The organism is Deltaproteobacteria bacterium (assembly GCA_016875395.1).
Lineage (GTDB): Bacteria > Myxococcota_A > UBA9160 > UBA9160 > UBA6930 > VGRF01.
In genome coordinates, this window is record VGRF01000003.1 from 173,378 (window position 1) to 189,510 (window position 16,133).

At 69.6% G+C, this 16,133-nt stretch carries 16 protein-coding genes; 9 read left to right on the plus strand and 7 right to left on the minus strand.

What is annotated here, in order from left to right; genetic code table 11:
• Positions 1–19: 19 nt before the first annotated feature.
• A complete protein-coding gene (locus FJ091_04230; GenBank protein MBM4382559.1) occupies positions 20–1,498 on the plus strand; it encodes an NAD(P)/FAD-dependent oxidoreductase in 1,479 nt (492 codons plus the stop codon).
• Entirely contained in the window at positions 1,495–1,968 is a 474-nt protein-coding gene (locus FJ091_04235) for a VOC family protein (protein ID MBM4382560.1), read from the plus strand. The genes FJ091_04230 and FJ091_04235 overlap by 4 nt, the downstream gene beginning before the upstream one ends.
• 9 nt (positions 1,969–1,977) lie before the next feature.
• Here FJ091_04235 and FJ091_04240 read toward each other — a convergent pair whose 3' ends face one another.
• The 3 genes from FJ091_04240 to FJ091_04250 are packed head-to-tail and all read right to left on the minus strand — an operon-like array spanning position 1,978 to position 4,935.
• The gene (locus FJ091_04240) at positions 1,978–3,000 is read right to left on the minus strand and encodes an LLM class flavin-dependent oxidoreductase (GenBank protein ID MBM4382561.1); all 1,023 of its coding nucleotides are present in this window, start codon (positions 2,998–3,000) and stop codon (positions 1,978–1,980) included.
• Positions 3,001–3,004: 4 nt separating this feature from the next.
• Positions 3,005–3,346, minus strand: coding sequence for an NIPSNAP family protein (locus FJ091_04245; GenBank protein ID MBM4382562.1), 342 nt, complete (start codon positions 3,344–3,346; stop codon positions 3,005–3,007).
• Positions 3,347–3,399: 53 nt separating this feature from the next.
• Positions 3,400–4,935: an aromatic ring-hydroxylating dioxygenase subunit alpha gene (locus FJ091_04250; protein MBM4382563.1), complete on the minus strand. Its 1,536-nt coding sequence runs from the start codon at positions 4,933–4,935 to the stop codon at positions 3,400–3,402.
• Between the two features lie 90 nt (positions 4,936–5,025).
• Between FJ091_04250 and FJ091_04255 the strand changes: the two genes are divergently transcribed.
• The gene (locus FJ091_04255; protein MBM4382564.1) at positions 5,026–5,439 is read left to right on the plus strand and encodes an ester cyclase; all 414 of its coding nucleotides are present in this window, start codon (positions 5,026–5,028) and stop codon (positions 5,437–5,439) included.
• Positions 5,440–5,447: 8 nt separating this feature from the next.
• Here the strand turns inward: FJ091_04255 and FJ091_04260 are convergent, their stop codons facing one another.
• Positions 5,448–6,530, minus strand: coding sequence for an NAD-dependent epimerase/dehydratase family protein (locus FJ091_04260; GenBank protein MBM4382565.1), 1,083 nt, complete (start codon positions 6,528–6,530; stop codon positions 5,448–5,450).
• A gap of 171 nt (positions 6,531–6,701) precedes the next feature.
• On the opposite strand from FJ091_04260, the gene FJ091_04265 reads away from it, so the two are divergent.
• Positions 6,702–8,177 carry a DUF839 domain-containing protein gene (locus FJ091_04265; protein MBM4382566.1) on the plus strand — a complete coding sequence of 492 codons (1,476 nt, stop codon included), beginning with the start codon at positions 6,702–6,704 and terminating at the stop codon, positions 8,175–8,177.
• A gap of 72 nt (positions 8,178–8,249) precedes the next feature.
• Here FJ091_04265 and FJ091_04270 read toward each other — a convergent pair whose 3' ends face one another.
• Positions 8,250–8,750 carry a HEAT repeat domain-containing protein gene (locus FJ091_04270; protein ID MBM4382567.1) on the minus strand — a complete coding sequence of 167 codons (501 nt, stop codon included), beginning with the start codon at positions 8,748–8,750 and terminating at the stop codon, positions 8,250–8,252.
• Between the two features lie 63 nt (positions 8,751–8,813).
• Between FJ091_04270 and FJ091_04275 the strand changes: the two genes are divergently transcribed.
• The 5 genes from FJ091_04275 to FJ091_04295 are packed head-to-tail and all read left to right on the plus strand — an operon-like array spanning position 8,814 to position 13,245.
• Positions 8,814–9,206, plus strand: a complete 393-nt coding sequence (locus tag FJ091_04275) for a hypothetical protein (GenBank protein ID MBM4382568.1) — start codon at positions 8,814–8,816, stop codon at positions 9,204–9,206.
• Positions 9,203–10,435 carry a DSD1 family PLP-dependent enzyme gene (locus FJ091_04280; protein ID MBM4382569.1) on the plus strand — a complete coding sequence of 411 codons (1,233 nt, stop codon included), beginning with the start codon at positions 9,203–9,205 and terminating at the stop codon, positions 10,433–10,435. Before FJ091_04275 ends, FJ091_04280 begins: the two co-directional genes overlap by 4 nt.
• Positions 10,402–11,751: an FAD-binding protein gene (locus tag FJ091_04285; GenBank protein MBM4382570.1), complete on the plus strand. Its 1,350-nt coding sequence runs from the start codon at positions 10,402–10,404 to the stop codon at positions 11,749–11,751. The genes FJ091_04280 and FJ091_04285 overlap by 34 nt, the downstream gene beginning before the upstream one ends.
• 16 nt (positions 11,752–11,767) lie before the next feature.
• Positions 11,768–12,283 (plus strand): hypothetical protein, encoded by a 516-nt coding sequence (locus FJ091_04290; GenBank protein ID MBM4382571.1) that lies wholly within the window; start codon positions 11,768–11,770, stop codon positions 12,281–12,283.
• A complete protein-coding gene (locus FJ091_04295) occupies positions 12,280–13,245 on the plus strand; it encodes a phytanoyl-CoA dioxygenase family protein (protein ID MBM4382572.1) in 966 nt (321 codons plus the stop codon). Before FJ091_04290 ends, FJ091_04295 begins: the two co-directional genes overlap by 4 nt.
• A 77-nt stretch (positions 13,246–13,322) precedes the next feature.
• Here FJ091_04295 and FJ091_04300 read toward each other — a convergent pair whose 3' ends face one another.
• Positions 13,323–14,510: a hypothetical protein gene (locus FJ091_04300; protein MBM4382573.1), complete on the minus strand. Its 1,188-nt coding sequence runs from the start codon at positions 14,508–14,510 to the stop codon at positions 13,323–13,325.
• Between the two features lie 17 nt (positions 14,511–14,527).
• On the minus strand, positions 14,528–16,066 hold the full coding sequence (locus FJ091_04305; GenBank protein MBM4382574.1) for an aromatic ring-hydroxylating dioxygenase subunit alpha: 1,539 nt from the start codon (positions 16,064–16,066) through the stop codon (positions 14,528–14,530).
• Between the last annotated feature and the right edge of the window lie 67 nt (positions 16,067–16,133).

The window sequence follows — 16,133 nt, forward strand, 5'->3', positions numbered from 1 at the left end:
ACCCACTCGCGAGACCTCGATGACCGCCGCCGCGCCCGCCCCTAACACCTCCCTGCCCGCCCACACCACCGTGCTCGTGATCGGCGCCGGCCCCGGCGGCATCTGCTCGGGCATCACGCTCGCGCGCGCGGGCATCACGGACTTCGTGATCGTCGAGAAGGCCGCGGGCGTCGGCGGCACCTGGTGGCACAACCGCTACCCCGGCGCCGAGTGTGACGTGATGTCGCACCTCTACTCGTTCTCGTTCGAGCCGAAGGCCGACTGGTCGCGCCCGTACTCGGGACAGGCGGAGATTCGCGACTACGTGGAGCACGTCGCGCGCAAGCACGGGATGCTCCCGCACTGCCACTTCGACACCGAGGTGAAGACGCTGCGCTGGGACGAGCGCGCGGCACTCTGGCGCGCAGCGTTCGCGGACGGACGCGCGCTCACGGCGCGCTTCGTGATCAGCGCGATCGGCATGTTCAACGACATCGCGCTGCCCGACATCGCGGGCCTCGACGACTTCGCGGGCACGCTGTTCCACACCGCGCGCTGGAAGGACGGGCACGACCTGACGGGTGAGCGCGTCGCGCTGATCGGCAGCGCGGCGAGCGCGGTGCAGACCGCCCCCGAGATCGCGCCCATCGTCGCGCGCCTCGACCTCTACCAGCGCACGCCGCAGTGGGTCGTTCCGAAGAAGGACACGCCGTTCACCGAGGCCGAGCTCGCGCACTTTCGCGCGAACCCCGACGCGGTGAAGGCGATGCGCGACGAGATCTACAGGGAGATCGAAGCGTTCGTGCTCTTCCAGGATCCACAGGCCGTCGCCGCTTCGGAGGAGGCAGGCCGGCAGAACCTGCTCGCGGTGAACGATCCCGAGCTGCGCCGCCGCCTCACGCCCGATTGGCGCTACGGCTGTCGGCGCCCGCTGCTCTCGAACCTCTACTACCCGATCTTCAACCGCCCGAACGTGCACCTCGTCGACTGCGGCATCGAGCGCATCGTTCCAGCTGGGGTTGTTACGGCGCGCGGCGAGCTGCGCGAGGTCGACACGATCATCCTCGCCACCGGCTTCGAGACGACGCGCTACCTGAGCGCGCTCGACGTCGCGGGCCGCGGTGGCGTGCACATCCAGGACGCGTGGCAGGACGGCGCGATCGCTTATCAGGGAATCACCACGAGCGGCTTCCCGAACTTGTTCATGATCTACGGCCCCAACACCAACAACAACTCGCTGATTACGATGCTCGAGCTCGAGAGCGACTACGCGGTGCGCGCGATCCGCCGCGTGCTGGACGCGAAGCTCGCTTGGATCGACGTGAAGCCGAGCGCGATGGCCGCCTACAACGAGCAGCTGCAGAAGGACATCGCGGGCATCACGGTGTGGCGCAGCGACTGCCGCGGCTACTACCGCGCGCCGTCGGGCCGCATCGTCACGCAGTTCCCATACACGATGACGACCTATGAGCGCATGCTCGCGGTGAACGACGCCGCGAGCTACGAGGAGGCGCGATGAAACAGATCGCCCCGGTCGAGGCCGGCATCGCGGTCGAAGATCTCGACCGCATGCACGCGTTCTACACACGCGCGCTCGGCTGCCACGAAGTGCGACGCGCCGAGATCCCCGCAGCGCTGAGCAGCGCGATCACGCTCGCGCGCGACGGCTACACGTGCGTGTGGCTCAAGACGCCCGGCGGCGAAACGATCAAGCTGATGCGCCCACCTAACAAGCCCGCCGCGAGCGGCGCGCCCGCGCTGCTGACCGAGCGCCGCGGCATCGCGTACCTCACGTTCTACTGCGACGCGATCGGCGAGGTGCTCGCGCGCTGCGAAGCCGCCGGCGCGACGCTTCGCTCCGATCGCGCGCTGATTCAAGGCGAGCGCCCGGTGAAGCTCTGCTTCCTCGCCGATCCCGAAGGCAACGTGATCGAGCTCGTCGAGCCGCAGGACCTCGCGAGCTTCCGCCCGGACATCGCGAAGCGCTGAGCGCTCGCGTCAGGCGGTGAGCGAGAGCAGCCCCGCGAACGCCTCCGCGGGATCGGCGCCGCGCGGCGGCAGCACGTTCGTGAGCACGAGCTCGTCCACGACACCCGCGTAGTCCGCGATGCGCTTCGCGCACTCGGCGGGCGTGCCCGCGAGCGCGAGGCGATCGAGGCACGCATCCGGAATCGCGTCGACCGCGGCCTCGCGACTGCCGCCGTTCGCCCAACGCAGCGCGGCGTCGGCGACCGCGGAGAAGCCCTGCTCGCGCAGCGCGAACTCGTAGTACGGGTGCGGCAGCGGCGCGAACAGCCCCACGATCGCCTCGCGCGCAGCACGACGCGCGCGTTCGCGGTCTGCGTCGACCGCGGTGAGGATGCCCGTGACGATGCCGAGCGCGCGCGGGTCGCGATTCGCCGTGGCAGCCGCCTTCTCCGCCGCCGGGCGGATCACCTCGCGGTGGTACTCCGCAGAGAGCAGCGCGCCGCACGCGAGACCGTCCGCGCAGCGCCCCGCCACTTCGATCATGCGCGGGAAGATCGCGGCGAGGTAGACGGGAAACGGCGCCGGACGCGGATCGACCGCGGGCGTCCAGCGCATGCGGTGCACCTTGCCCGCGAACTCGATGCGCTCGCCGGCGCGCGTGCGCGCGACCTGCCGCAGCAGCGTCACGTACTCCGCCATCTTCGTGAGCACGCGCTCGTGCGGAATCCCCTGCCACTCCTCGTTGATCACCTTGTTGCCGCCGCCGACGCCGAGCAGCAGGCGCCCCTGCGACAGGTCGTCGAAGTCGATCGCCGACATCGCGGTGAGAAACGGGCTGTGGCCGTACGCGTTCAGCACGTACGGGCCGAGCCGCACGCGCTTCGTCGCGCACGCGAGCGCGGCGAGCGAGATCCAGGCGCTGCGCCAGGCCTCGGTCAGATAGAGCGAGTCGACGCCCGCTTCCTCGGCGCGCCGCCCGATCGCGACGAGCTGAGCGACGCTCATGCCGCCGCCCGTGAAGGCGACGCCGAGGCGCGGGCGGGCGGCTGTCATGCGGCTACATCGACTCCATGAAGCGCGCGGCCATCTGCACGTAGCCGTTCGGATCCGGGTGCTTGGCCCACACCGCCTTCCAGTCGTCGCCCGCGAACGCGCCCTTCATCGCGACGTCACGCGCGGCTTTGCTCTCCCAGCGAATGATCCACGTCACGTTCGCTTCGCCGATCGGCGACTTCTGCGGATTCGAGCCGGTGATCTCAGCGCCATTCGCGCCGTCCCACACCCAGAAGCCCACCACGTCGAGGCGCTTGCGCAGTACCGGCACCGCCTCCTCCGCCCACTTCTTGTACGCCTCGAACAGATCGGGCCGGTAGTGGTAGTCGCGTACTTCGTAGATCACGTCTTCTCCTCATGGCGCGCCGCGCGCGCCGGCTGGTGGTTACGGACGCGCGCTCACGGACGCGCGATCCACTCCTCGAGCAGCTTGTGGAAGTGGCGCAGCTTCGTCTCGTTGTAGGAGGCGAGCTGCAGGTGCTGCATCGCGGTCGCGTGCAGACCCTCTTGCACGAAGGGCAGGTTTCGGGAGTCCTGGTTGAACACCTTCGCGAGCATGCCGAGCTCGGGCGCCTCGACCCAGTCGTCGTCTTTGCCGAGCCAGTGGATCGGCACCGCCTTCGGGTACTTCCCGTCCTTCGGGATCGGCGCCAGGTACAGGCACTCCATGATCGCTTCGTCGGGGTTGTTCCCGTTCGGGCGGAAGCGGTAGACGATGCGGTTGAACGAGCCCCACGGATGGAAGTTCGGGAACAGCGTGAAGTAGATCGGCGCGAACTCGATGTCGGCCGCTTGGTCCGCGAGGTCCCCGACGACCGTGCGGAAGCCCTCGCGCTGCATGTGCGCCATCGCGCGGTGCTGCGCGACCACGTCCATCGGGTCGATGCTCGAGGAGGCGTACACGCGCGAGCGGCCGCGCACGTCGACCGCGCCCGGCGGCAGCTGTCGCCCGGCGACGAGATCGCACATGTGCGGATTCGCTTCGCCGAGCTCGCCCGACACCCACACCGCGCGCGGCGTGAACACGCCGGTGCGGCCGTCGGGCGTGCGCACGTCGCAGTAGCCATCGCTGCGCGGCGTGTAGACGTAGCCGTCGCGCACGTCGCGCTGGCTCGGCAACGCCGGCACCGGTCCCCAGTTCGTGAGCCCGAACTCCTCCATGCCCGCGACGGTGATCGCCCGCGAGTAGTTGCCGAATACGTCGTACTTCGTGTTCCCGTCCTGCGAGCTGCCCGTGACGATTTGCGGGTGCGTCAGGATCGTGTGATAGGCCTCCATGAAGGCCGACTGCACGACCTTCCAGTTCGCCTTCATGATCTTCGCGACGTGCGCTTCCTTGTATCGCTGCTCGTACGGCAGCACGGTGAAGTGACTCGACAGATCGCCGACGAACTTCTCGAGCGGCTCGCAGTTCCGGTCGGGGTTGATGAAGACGAAGCGGCCCCACTTGCCAACCTTCACCTCGGGCAGGTTCTGCTTCGACTTGTCGACGTACTTGAAGTCCCACTCGCTCGTGATCTCCTTGAGCGAGCCGTCGAGATTCCACGCCCAGCCGTGGAATGGGCAGCGAATCTCGGTCGCGCGCTTGCCGCCGCACTCCTTCAGCTTGCGCCCGCGGTGGAGGCACGCGTTGTAGAACGCCTTGAACGAGTCGGCGCCGGTGCGCACGACGAGGAACGACAGGCCCGCGATGTCGTACGCGATCGAGTCGCCCACCTCGGGGATGTCGTCCTCGTGGCACGCCATCTGCCACGCGCGCTTCCAGACTTTCTCGACCTCGAGGTCGTGGAACGCGCGCGACGTGAATTGCTCCACCGGCACGCGCGTGATGCCCTCCATGCGCGAGTCGCGGCGGAACGACTCCGGCGCGCGGCGCGGGTCCGCGTCGAGCAGGCGGTGGTACTTCTCCTCGATCTCCTTCGGTCCGTAGGGCATCGGGGCGTCCTCCTCGCGAGCTAGACGCTATCACGCGTGAAAGCGGGTTCGCGCCCGGCTTATGCTCGGACTCAACCTGAGGAGAACGCCATGAGCGCGCAGCGATCCGAAGAAGTGATGCGCACCTACCTCGCCGAGGTCGTCGGCAAGCGCCGCTACGAGCTGATCCCGCAGCTCGCGGCCGAGGACATGATCGACCACACGCAGCCCGTGAAGGGCCGGCAGGGCCTCGTCAACCACGTGACGAACTTCCACCGCACCTTTCCCGACGTGACGATTCAGATCAGACGCATCGTCGCCGGCGAGAACGACGCGGTCGGCTGGTGGAGCCTCAAGGGCACGCACTCGCAGGAGCTGTTCGGGCAGCAGGGCTCCGGCAAGGTGCTCGAGTTCGACGTGGTGAGCTTCTTCCGCCTGAAGGGCGGGATGCTCGCGGAGTATCACGTCGTGGCGGATGCGCTCACGGCAGCGATGCAGATGGGGCTGAAGCTGAAACCGGCCTGACTGCGCCTCTATGGGAGCAGCCGCGCCGCGCGATAGCGCGCGAACCACTTCCGCAGCATTTCGTCGGTGTAGAGCGTGTCGTGGAAGCCCGCGCGCCGGATCTTGATCGTCGAGATCGAGGACGCGCCGACGGCGCCGCGCGCGGTGCGCGCGAACACGAAGTCGGCGAACTGGAGCGATTGGCCGAGGAAGGCGTCGAGCGACGGCGCGACGAGCCCGCGCTGCGCGCGAACGCGATCCCACTCGTGCGCGTGCTTCGGCAGCTCGTCGGCAAAGCCGAGCGGCGCATCGTCACCCGGGCGCATGTCGAGACTCTCCGCGATCACCGGCCACTGATCGCGCAGTGAGAACAGCTCGCCGTTGGTGAGGTTGAGCGCTTGATTGCGCGCGCCCTCGGCGGCGGCCGCCCACTCGAACGCGCGCGCCATCAAGTCCGTGTCGGTCGCCTCGAGCAGGCTCCCGCTTCCACCCGGGTAGTGCAGCGGCTCTCCGCGCTGCTTCAGCAGCGCCGCGTACACGCCGATCGCCGCGAGCAGATTCATCGCGCCGCCGACCGCGAGCCCGACGACGAGCGCGGGGCGCATCACCGTCCAGCCCCACGCCTCACCTCGCTGGCGATCGGCGAGATAGTCCTGCTGCGCCCAGTAGAAGTTCGGGATCGCGCGGTCTTCGTCGCGGTCTTCGCGCGCGCCCGGGCGCATCGGCTTCACGTGAACGCCGTACGCCTTCGGACCCTGCAGGATCGTCACGTTGCGGAGCGCCCGCGACGCGCGCGCAATCGGCTCCAGCGTGTTGCGCAGCATCGCGCCGTTGCGATCGACGTGTGCCTGCTGCGTCCAGCCCGCGACGAGCTCGGGCTCCTCGTGCAGCGCTGCGAACACGATCTGCGTGACGTCGCTCATGCCGCCGAGCGCGGCCTTGCACGCTCTCTCGTCCGCGAGATCGAGCGAGAGCCAGCGCGCGCCGTGCGTCTCGAGCGGGGCGCGGCGCGAGATCGCGGTCACGGCGAAGCCGCGCCGCGCGAAGTGCTCCATCGCCGCGCGGCCGACGAGGCCGCTCGCGCCCGTGATGAGAATGTGTCCGCTCGGCATCGCTCTCGCTCCCGACGAGAGCGAGAGCTTGCGGTCTCGCCGTCGAGAATTCGAGGCGCAAGGCGCGAGATATCGTGGGCGCATGCAAACCAGTGCGCCTCGCTCCCTCTACGTTGCCCCGCTCCTCCCGCAGATCGCCGCGCAAGCCGCGCAGCGCACGGCGTCTCGGTCGTGGAAGTGCGGCGCGAGGCGGGCCGCTGGCGTGTCATCAATGAGTCGACGCGAAACCGGCGCATCACCGGCCACACTCCGATGCGCGCGGTCGGTCCGGCCGCCGGCTCGCCGCTGCTGCAAACCGGCGACGACCCGACGGGCACGCGCATTCTCGGCACGCTCAACAACTGCGGCGGCTCGGCGACGCCGTGGGGCACCTACGTGACCGGCGAGGAGAACTACGACTTCTACTTCGCGCAGCCGACGGCGGCGAACCTCACGCCAGAAGAGCGCCGCTACATGCAATCGGCGCTGAGCGGCTTGATCCGCGTCCACCGCGGCGACCCGCGCTTCGACATGCTCGTGGCCGGCAATCGGAACGAGCCGAATCGCTTCGGCTGGATCGTGGAGATCGATCCGTATCGCCCCGAGTCGACGCCGCTGAAGCTGACGGGCCTCGGCCGCTTCAAGCACGAGATGGCCGCGGTGCGGCTCACGCGAGACAAGCGCGCGGTCGCCTACTCGGGCGACGACGAGCGCAACAACTACATCTACAAGTTCGTCGCTTCGCGCACGGTGCAGGATGCGCGGCGGTTGCGGAAGAGCCCGCTCGAGGACGGCACGCTGTACGTCGCGAAGTTCGACGCGGGCGCCGTGAGCGGCGACGGCGCGGGCACTGGCCAGTGGATTCCGCTCACGCCCGACAACCCCGCGCTGGCCGGCTGGACGCTCGACCGCATCCACGTGTTCACGCGCCTCGCCGCCGACGCCGTCGGGGCCACGCGCATGGACCGTCCGGAGTGGATCAGCGTCGCGCCCGACGACCAGGTCTACGTGTGCTGCACGAACAACACGCGGCGCGGGCGCGCGACGACGAACCCGACGGAAGGCACAGGCAGCCTGCCCGAGAACTTCACGGCGCCGATCGACGAGGCGAACCCGCGCGGCGGCAGCGCGGGCAACCCGTTCGGCCACATCGTGCGCTGGAAGGAGGACGGCGACGCGGACGCGCTCACGTTCACGTGGGACATCTTCGTGCTCGCGGGCGACCCGGCGAACCCGCTCGGGCTGCCCGGCGGCAACGTCGTGGGCGACCTGTTCGCGGCGCCCGACGCCGTGACGGTGGATCGCGACGGCCGCGTGTGGGTGGGCACGGACATGTTCTCGTCCGAGCTCAGCACCGGCGCGTACACGATTTTCAATAACAACATGCTGCTCGCCGCCGACCCGGCCACGAAGGAGTTCCGGCGCTTCCTGGTCGGGCCCTCGGGCTGCGAGGTCACCGGCATCACGTTCAGCCCGGACCGGCGCGCGATGTTCGTGGACATCCAACACCCCGGAGAGCCGCCGGAGGTGTTCACGAACAACCTGAACAACCCGTCGACGCGCTGGCCGTGGCCGGACCCGAGTACTCCGGGTGACGTCAACACACGCCGGCCTCGCTCGGCGACGGTCGTGATCACGAAGGACGACGGCGGAGTCATCGGAACCTGATCGGTCCCCGCGAACCGGGGCTGGGCGCTGCGAGGCGCCCAGCCCTTTTCGCTTCGCGCTAGGTGACGCGCCTCATTCCCCGAGTGCGTCGCGTGCCGCTTTCGCGACCTCGGGGTCGCTGGCTCGCGCGAGCTCTCGCAGCGCGGCCTCCGCGAGCCGGTCGTCGGACCACTGCAGCTGCGCGAGCGCCGCGAGCACGACGCGCGAGTCCGCGTCGCGTGTCGCCGCGATCAGCGCATCGAGCGCGCGCGGGTCGTCGCTGTGGCCGAGCAGCACGATCGCGGCTTCACGTGCGCGAGGATCGGAGTCCCTCGCAGCGACGAGCAGCGCGTCGGCATCCGCGGGCGCCCTGCCGAGTGCGAGGATCTGGCGCACGCGTTCGTCGCTCGCGGGAGCGGGGTCGATCGCCGGAGCGGGCTCACGCTGGACGCGCGGTGCTTCCGGGCTCGCCTCGCTCGCCACCGGCGGGGCGGGCTCCGCGCTCGGCGCGCGCTCCGCGCACGCTCCGTCGCCGTCTCCGCCGCAAGCAAGCAGCGCGAGTAGGCAAGCGAACACGGCCGAGGAGCACTTCATGCGTCGAGTCTACGCCGCACGAGGCGCTGGCAGCGGCCGCCCCCTCGCGAGAAGATGCGTGCGATGCGCCCGCTGCTCGCGCTGCTCACCGTGTTCTTCGCCGCCTCCGCCGCTGCGGAGACAGAAGTCGTGTTCGTGCGCGACGTGTGGCCGATCTTCGCGCGGGATTGCGTCGCGTGTCACAGCGTGAAGCAGCGCTACGCGAACCTCCAGCTCGACTCGCCCGCGCGCATCCTGCAGGGCGGCGACATCGGGCTCGCTGTCGTGCCCCGTCAGCCTGAGAAGTCCGAGTTGATGCGACGCCTTCTGCTGGCGGTGGACTCGCCGGATCGGATGCCGCGCGAGCGCAAGGCGCTGACGCCGGCCGAGCTCGCGCGCATCGAGCGCTGGATCCGCGAAGGCGCGCAGTTCGGCGACTGGGTCGGCATGGGCGCGAAGTCGGGAGCCGTGAAGTGAGCGCGCAGATCACGCGACGCAGCCTGCTCGGCAGCGCGGCGGCAGGCGCGCTCGCGGCGAACGCGGGCACGGAGGCGAGCACGATGAGCGAGCGAAAGCCGTGGGACGCGATCGCGCTGGAGAAACCGATCGCGCTCGCAGATCTGCCCACGCCTGCGCTGCTCGTCGACGAGGCCGCGCTGGGGCGCAATCTCGCGAAGATGGCGGCGCACGCCGCAGCGAAGAAGATCGGCCTGCGGCCCCACGTGAAGACGCACAAGTGCCCGCTGCTCGCGAAGAAGCAGCTCGCGCTCGGCGCGCTCGGCGTATGCGCGGCGAAGGTGAGCGAGGCCGAGGCGCTGGCGGACGCGGGCATCGACCGCGTGCTGATCACGTCGCCGCTCGCGAGCGCAGACAAGTTCGAGCGCGTGGTGGCGCTCGCGCAGCGCGCGCCGGGCCTCCAGGTCGTGCTCGACGCGGCGAGCGCCGCGCGCGTGTTCGACGCCGCGGCCGCGCGTGCGGGCGTGACGCTCGGTGTGCTGATCGATCTCGACACGGGCACGCGTCGCACCGGCATCCAGCCCGGCGAGCCGGCTCTCGCGCTCGCGCGAGTCATTGCGGAGTCGAAGCACCTGCGCTTCGATGGCCTGCAGGCGTACTCGGGCCACGTCATGCACGTCGCGGGCCGCGAGGAGCGCAAGAAGAAGTCGCTGGAGTCGCTCGCAGGAGCGCTCGACACGAAGGCGCTGCTCGAGAAGAGCGGCATCGCCGTGAAGGCGCTCACCGGCGGCGGCACCGGCACGTACGACATCGACTGCGACGTCGCGGGCATGACCGACCTGCAGGTCGGCTCGTACCTGTTCATGGACGTGCAGTACCGCATGATCGGCGACGCCGACGGCGAGCTGTTCGACACGTTCGAGCCCGCGCTCACCGTGCTAGCGACGGCGATCAGCCAGCCCGTGCCGCAGCTGATCACGATCGACGCGGGCTTCAAGGCGTTCGCAAACGAGCCGGACGCGAAGCCGCAGTTCAAGGACCGCGCCGGGCTCGCGTATTTCTACGGCGGCGACGAGCACGGCATCTGCGCGTACACGGGCGAGGCACGCACGCTCGCGCTCGGCGAGAAAGCCGAGCTGATCGTCTCGCACTGCGACCCCACGGTGAATCTCTACGACGCGTATCACGTGGTTCGCGACGGCATGGTGCGCGAGCTGTGGCCGATCACGGCGCGAGGCAAGTCGCAGTGATCGGGCGCAGGCAGTTGTTACGGAACGCGGCGGGCGCCGCGGCTCTCGCAGCGGCGAGCGGCAGCCTAGTGCAGCGCGCATTCGCCGCGACCGCGCCGCCCGAGTGGTCGAACTGGTCGGGCTCGGTGCGCTTCACGCCCGCAGAGAAGGTCGCGCCCACGAGCGTCGCCGAGGTGCAAGCCGCGGTCGCGCGCGCGGCGAAGGCGGGCCGCGGCGTACGCGCGATCGGCAGCGGGCACAGCTTCACCCCGCTGTGCGAGACGCAGGGCCTGCAGCTCGTGACGAGCCGCCTGCGCGGCGTCGAGTCCGTCGACACGGCGCGGCGCGAAGCGTGGCTGCTCGGCGGCAGCAAGCTCTACCAAGTGGGCGAGCCGCTGCGGAAGGCCGGACTCGCGCTCTCGACCATGCCCGACATCGACCGCCAGGCCCTCGCGGGCTCGATCGCGACGGGCACCCACGGCACGGGCCGCACGATCGGCAGCCTCTCGTCGTACGTGACGGGTGTGCGCCTCGTGCTCGCGAGCGGCGACACGCTCGAGGCGACGCCTGACAAGCACCCCGAGATTTTCCGCGCGGCGCAAGTCTCGCTCGGCGCGCTCGGCGTGATCACGCACGTTCGCCTCGCGCTCGAGCCCGCGTTCCGCCTGCGCGAGCGCAACTGGACCGCGCCGTTCGAGGCGTGCATGGCGCAACTCGAGTCGCACGTCGCGCAGAACCGCCACTTCGAGTTCTTCTGGTTCCCCGACCCGAACGCCTTCGTGCCCGCGAAGCTGCCCAAGGATCTGTGCGGCATGAAGTCGCTGAATCCGACGAAGGAGCCGCGCGACTTCGAGCGCTGGGACGACGCGGCGCAGACGCGCGGCGAGCGCGTCGGCTGGAGCGACACGATCTACGCCTCGCCGCGCGACACCGCGTTCAACGAGATCGAATTCGCGATTCCTGCCGAGCGCGGCCCCGACTGCGTGCGCGAGTTGCGCCAGCTGATGCTCACGAAGCACAAGGACGCGCTCTGGCCGCTCGAGTACCGCACCGTGAAGCCCGACGAGGCGCTGCTCTCGCCCGACTGCGGTCGCGCAACCGTGACCATCTCGGCGCACCAGGCGGCCGAGCGCCCCTACCGCCCCTACTTCGACGACGTGGAAGCGATCTTTCGGAACCACGGCGGCCGCCCGCACTGGGGCAAGATCCACAAGCTCGGCGCAAAGGAGCTCGCGCCGCTCTACCCGAAGTGGGACGCGTTCCAGCGCGTGCGCAAGGAGCTGGACCCGAAGGGCGTGTTCCTGAATGCGTTCTTGCGCAAGGTGTTAGTGGCGTAGCGGCGGAGGAGTCGCGATGAACTGGGACGCGATCGGCGCGGTCAGCGAGGCGCTCGGCGCGCTCGCGGTGTTCGTGACGCTCGTCTACCTCGCGCAGCAAGTCCGCCACGCGCGCGACTCGGTGGCACGCGCCACGGGGCAGAGGCGGCTGCAGGCCGCTTCGGAGCTGTCGCGCTGGATGGCGTCGGACGCGGAGGCGCGAAGGGTCACCCTGAAGGCGAACGCTGCGCTCGGGTCTCCGACGGGACCGCTAGCCGCTGCGATGGCTGCGAACGCGGGACTGACCCCAGACGAAGTTCAGTTGATGATGTACGTGCAGCTCGCGTGGTGGCACTACCGCGTCGATGCGATCGAGAACATTCAGGATCTCCCTCCCGCCCAGCGCGAGGATTTCGACAAGGTGCTGCGCCTTCAATATGCGGGCGGCAACCCCGTCGCAACGCTTTGGTACGAGAGCGTGAAGCACACCCTTCACGCCGGCGCCGTGCGCTACGTCGACGCCGTGATCCGCAGCCCGGAGCCACGCCCATGACCACGCGACCCACCACCACCCGCGACCTCGCGCGCGCGAAGCACGACCTCGACCAGCACGGCTACTGCCTCGTCGCGGACGCGCTCCCGCGCGAGCAGCTCGAGTTGGTACGGGCGCGGCTCGTCGAGCAGGCGGATGCGGAGCAGCGCGCGGGCATCGCGTACCGCGACGGCGGGCGCGGGCAGCAGATCGTCGACGACTTCGGGCGGCTGCGCGCGGACGCGTTCAGCGAGGCGAGCGGCGGCGTGAACCAGCGCGTTTGGATGCTCGCGAACAAGGGGCGCTGCTTCCGCGAGCTGATCGGGCATCCCCTCGTGGACGAGCTCGTCGGCCACGTGCTCGGCGAGCGCTTCATCCTCTCGCAGATGTCGGCCAACATCGCGCGAACGGGCGGCGTGCGAATGGGCCTTCACACCGATCAGTGGTGGATGCCGCAGCCCGTGCGGCCGGGGAAGCCGGCGGTGAAGCCGGGCGACGTGACGCGCGCGGCGGCGCAGGAATTCGTCAAGCCCGACCTCGCGCTCGGCATCGCGCCCGCCGTCGTGGCGAACACGATGTGGATGCTGTCGGACTTCACCGCCGAGAACGGCGCCACCGAAGTCGTGCCGGGCTCGCACATGAGCGGTGCGCATCCGCCGCAAGGCGATCAATCGGGTTGCGGCATCGTGCAGGCCGAAGGCCCGGCGGGCACGCTGATGGTGTTCGATGGCCGCCTCTGGCACGGCACCGGCGCCTGCACTGCGAACGACGCGCGGCTCGGGCTGCTCGTGACGTTCTGCGGTCCGCAGTTCCGCCCGCAGGAGAATCAGACCCTCGGCATCGACCCCGCGCTGTGGGGCGAGCTCGACGCGAAGCTGAAGTTCCGGCTCGGCTTCGCGCCGTGGAACGCGTACGGCCGCGTCGAGAGCCCGGCGGCGGCGGAGGTGCACCCGCTCGCGGAGCGCGTGGGGGAGATGCGCTAGCGAGCGCAGCGCGCAGCCAGGCGGCGCCTTCGCAGCCGAGCGAAGTCGAATGCGGAGGCGCAGTTGTTACGGGCGCTTCAGCCCCGCCCCTTCGGCGGCAGCTCCCACACCGCGCGCCCGTAGCTCTCCGCCGCTTCCTCCCACACCAGCGACACGTGCGTGACACCGACGTCGATGTCGCGCTTGAAACGCTGGATCGGGTTGTCGAGGTAGACGGATGTCGCGCCGCTCATCAGCGAGAGATCGCTCGCGACCTTGCCCACGACGCGCGCGACCCAGGCGGCGTCGCGCTGCGAGGCGAGCCCGTCGACCGGCGTCGGCGCGGCGCCCACTGCCGCCCACTTCTCGAGCTCCGCCAATCGGTGGCGCATCACGAGGTGCGCCGCGTGGATGTCGCTGAGCGCTTGCGTCAGCTTGATCTGATTCGCCACGCGCTCGACCTGCTTCTCGCCTGTGAAGAGCGCCTTCTTGCCGACGAGCGTGCGCCGCACGCAATCGGCCATGCCCTGCGCCATCCCGACGAGCGCCGCGGGGATGCCCCACACCGCCGGCCACGTGAACGGCAGCCGCGCCATCGGCGTGCCGTGCGCCTTGCCGCCCGGTGTCCTCCCGAGCGCGAGATCGAGAATCCCGAGCACGCGGTGCTCGGGCACGAACACGTCGTCGAGCACGAGGTCTTTCGAGCCGGTGCCGCACAGCCCCGAGACGAACCAGTCGTCGAGGATGGTCACGTCCGCGCGCGGGACCAGCATCCAGTCCATCAGCGTCGGGCTGGGCTTCATGATGATGAACCAACTCGCGAAGTCGCAGCCGCTCGAAAACTTCCAGCGACCCGAGAGGCGCCAGCCTCCGTCGACGCGCGTGGCCTCGCTGCGCGGCGCGAAGGAGACGGTCGAGCAGATCTGATCGTCGCCCGTGGCCCAGTACTCCTGCTGCGCGCGCAGCGGGAAGAGGCCGAGCTGGTAGTTGTGGACGACGAACAGGTTCGCGATCCAGCCGCTCGATCCGCAGCCGGTGGCGATCGTGCGGATGCACTCGGCCGCGGTGTCGAGACCGAGCTCGTAGCCGCCGAAGCGCTTCGGCTGCAGGATCTTGTGGAAGCCGGCGCTGCGGAGCTCGGCCACGGTGTCGTCGGGCAAGCGCCGATTCGCCTCCGCGGCGGTGCTGCGCTCGCGTAGCCGCGGCACGAGCGCTTCCGCACGGGCGATCAGCTCCTCGCGCGTCGGAGTCTTCGCGGTCTCAGGGGCAACGGCGTGGGCACTCATCCGATCCCTCCAGCGGCTCACGGCTTCGAGATCCACTTCTCCAGCAGCTCGTGGAAGTGCCGCGGCTTGGTCTCACCGTAGTCCGCCAGGATCACGTAGGGGTTCTTCATCGTCTTCATGCCCGCCTGCACGCGCGGCATGTTGTAGACGTCCTGATTGAACACCTTCGCGAGCATCCCGAGCTCGGGCGCATCCACCCAGTCGTCGTCGGGGCCGAGCCAATGGATCGGCGCAGCCTTCGGCCGCGGCTGCCCCTTCGGCACGGGCCCGAAGTACATGCACTCGTGGATGCACATCTCCGGATTGTCGCCGTACGGCCGGAAGCGGTAGACGATCGGATTGAACGAGCCCCACGGATGGAAGTTCGGGAACACCGTGAGGTAGATCGAGTCGATCAGCTCGGCGTCGCTGAAGCCGTCGACCTCGTCGCCGAGCGTCGCGCGCAGCTGCTCGCGCACCGGCTTCGCCGCCGCCGCGCGCAAGTTCTTCGCGCCGTTCAGCGCGACCGGCCGCAGCGGGACTTCCTCCGCACCGGGCAGCTGCCGCCCGCCAATCCAGTCGCACATGTTCGGGTCGACCTGGCCGAGATCACCTTCGATGCGATTGCCCTCGGCGTCGAAGATCCCGTGCCGCCCGTCGCTCGTCGTCACGCGCACGCGGTTCTCGGCCGCGCGCTCGTAGACGGCGCCGCTCAGCGGGTGGCGCAGGCGCGTGAACATGCGCGCGGCGTCGAGCGGCCCTTCTTTGCCGGCGAGGTGCGGGCTCGGCGTGCTGTTCGGCGAGATCGCGCGGCAGTAGTTGCCGAACACGTCGTACTTCGAGTTCGCGTCGCCGATCGACTCGAGAATCGTCGGATGCGTCGCGACCACGTGGTACGCCTCGCTGAACGCCTCCTGCGCGACCTTCCAGTTGCAGCGCAGCACGCGCGCTACGTGCGCGTACTTGTGGCGACGTTCGTACGGCATCAGCGTGAAGTGCGAGGAGAGATCGCCGAGGAAGTCTTCGAGCGGCTCCGCGTTCTCGTCGGGGTTGATGAAGATGAATCCGCCCCAGCGGCCGAGCTTCACCTGCGGGAGCTTGTACTCGCACGGCTTCACCGAAGGGAAGTCCCACGCGCACGGCACCTCGCGGAGCGTGCCGTCGAGGTTCCAGCTCCAGCCGTGGAACGCGCAGCGCAGCTCGCGCGCCCACTTGCCCGCGCGCTCGCGCAGGAGGCGCCCGCGATGGAGGCATGCGTTGTGGAACGCGCGGAACTCGTTCGGCGCGCTGCGCACGATCAAGAACGAGAGGTGCGCGATGTCGTAGACGTGGTAGTCGCCGACATCGGGGATGTCGTCCTCGTGGCACGCCATCTGCCACACGCGCTTCCAGACCTTCTCGACTTCGAGATCGTGGAACGCCTTCGAGAAGTACCGGTCGACGGGAACTTTCGTCGGTCCGGGCGGCATCGGGCGATCGACGCGCAGGATGTCGCGCACGGGATGTGAGTCTTGGTCGAGCAGCGCCTGATATCGAATCCCGGCGGAGCGAGCGGTTCCAGTCGCGGTCTCGGTCACGGCGTCGTCCTCCCTCGGTGTGCCGCTAGAACGCGTGCAAGCGATGTACCTGCGAGGGTCCGCTCGA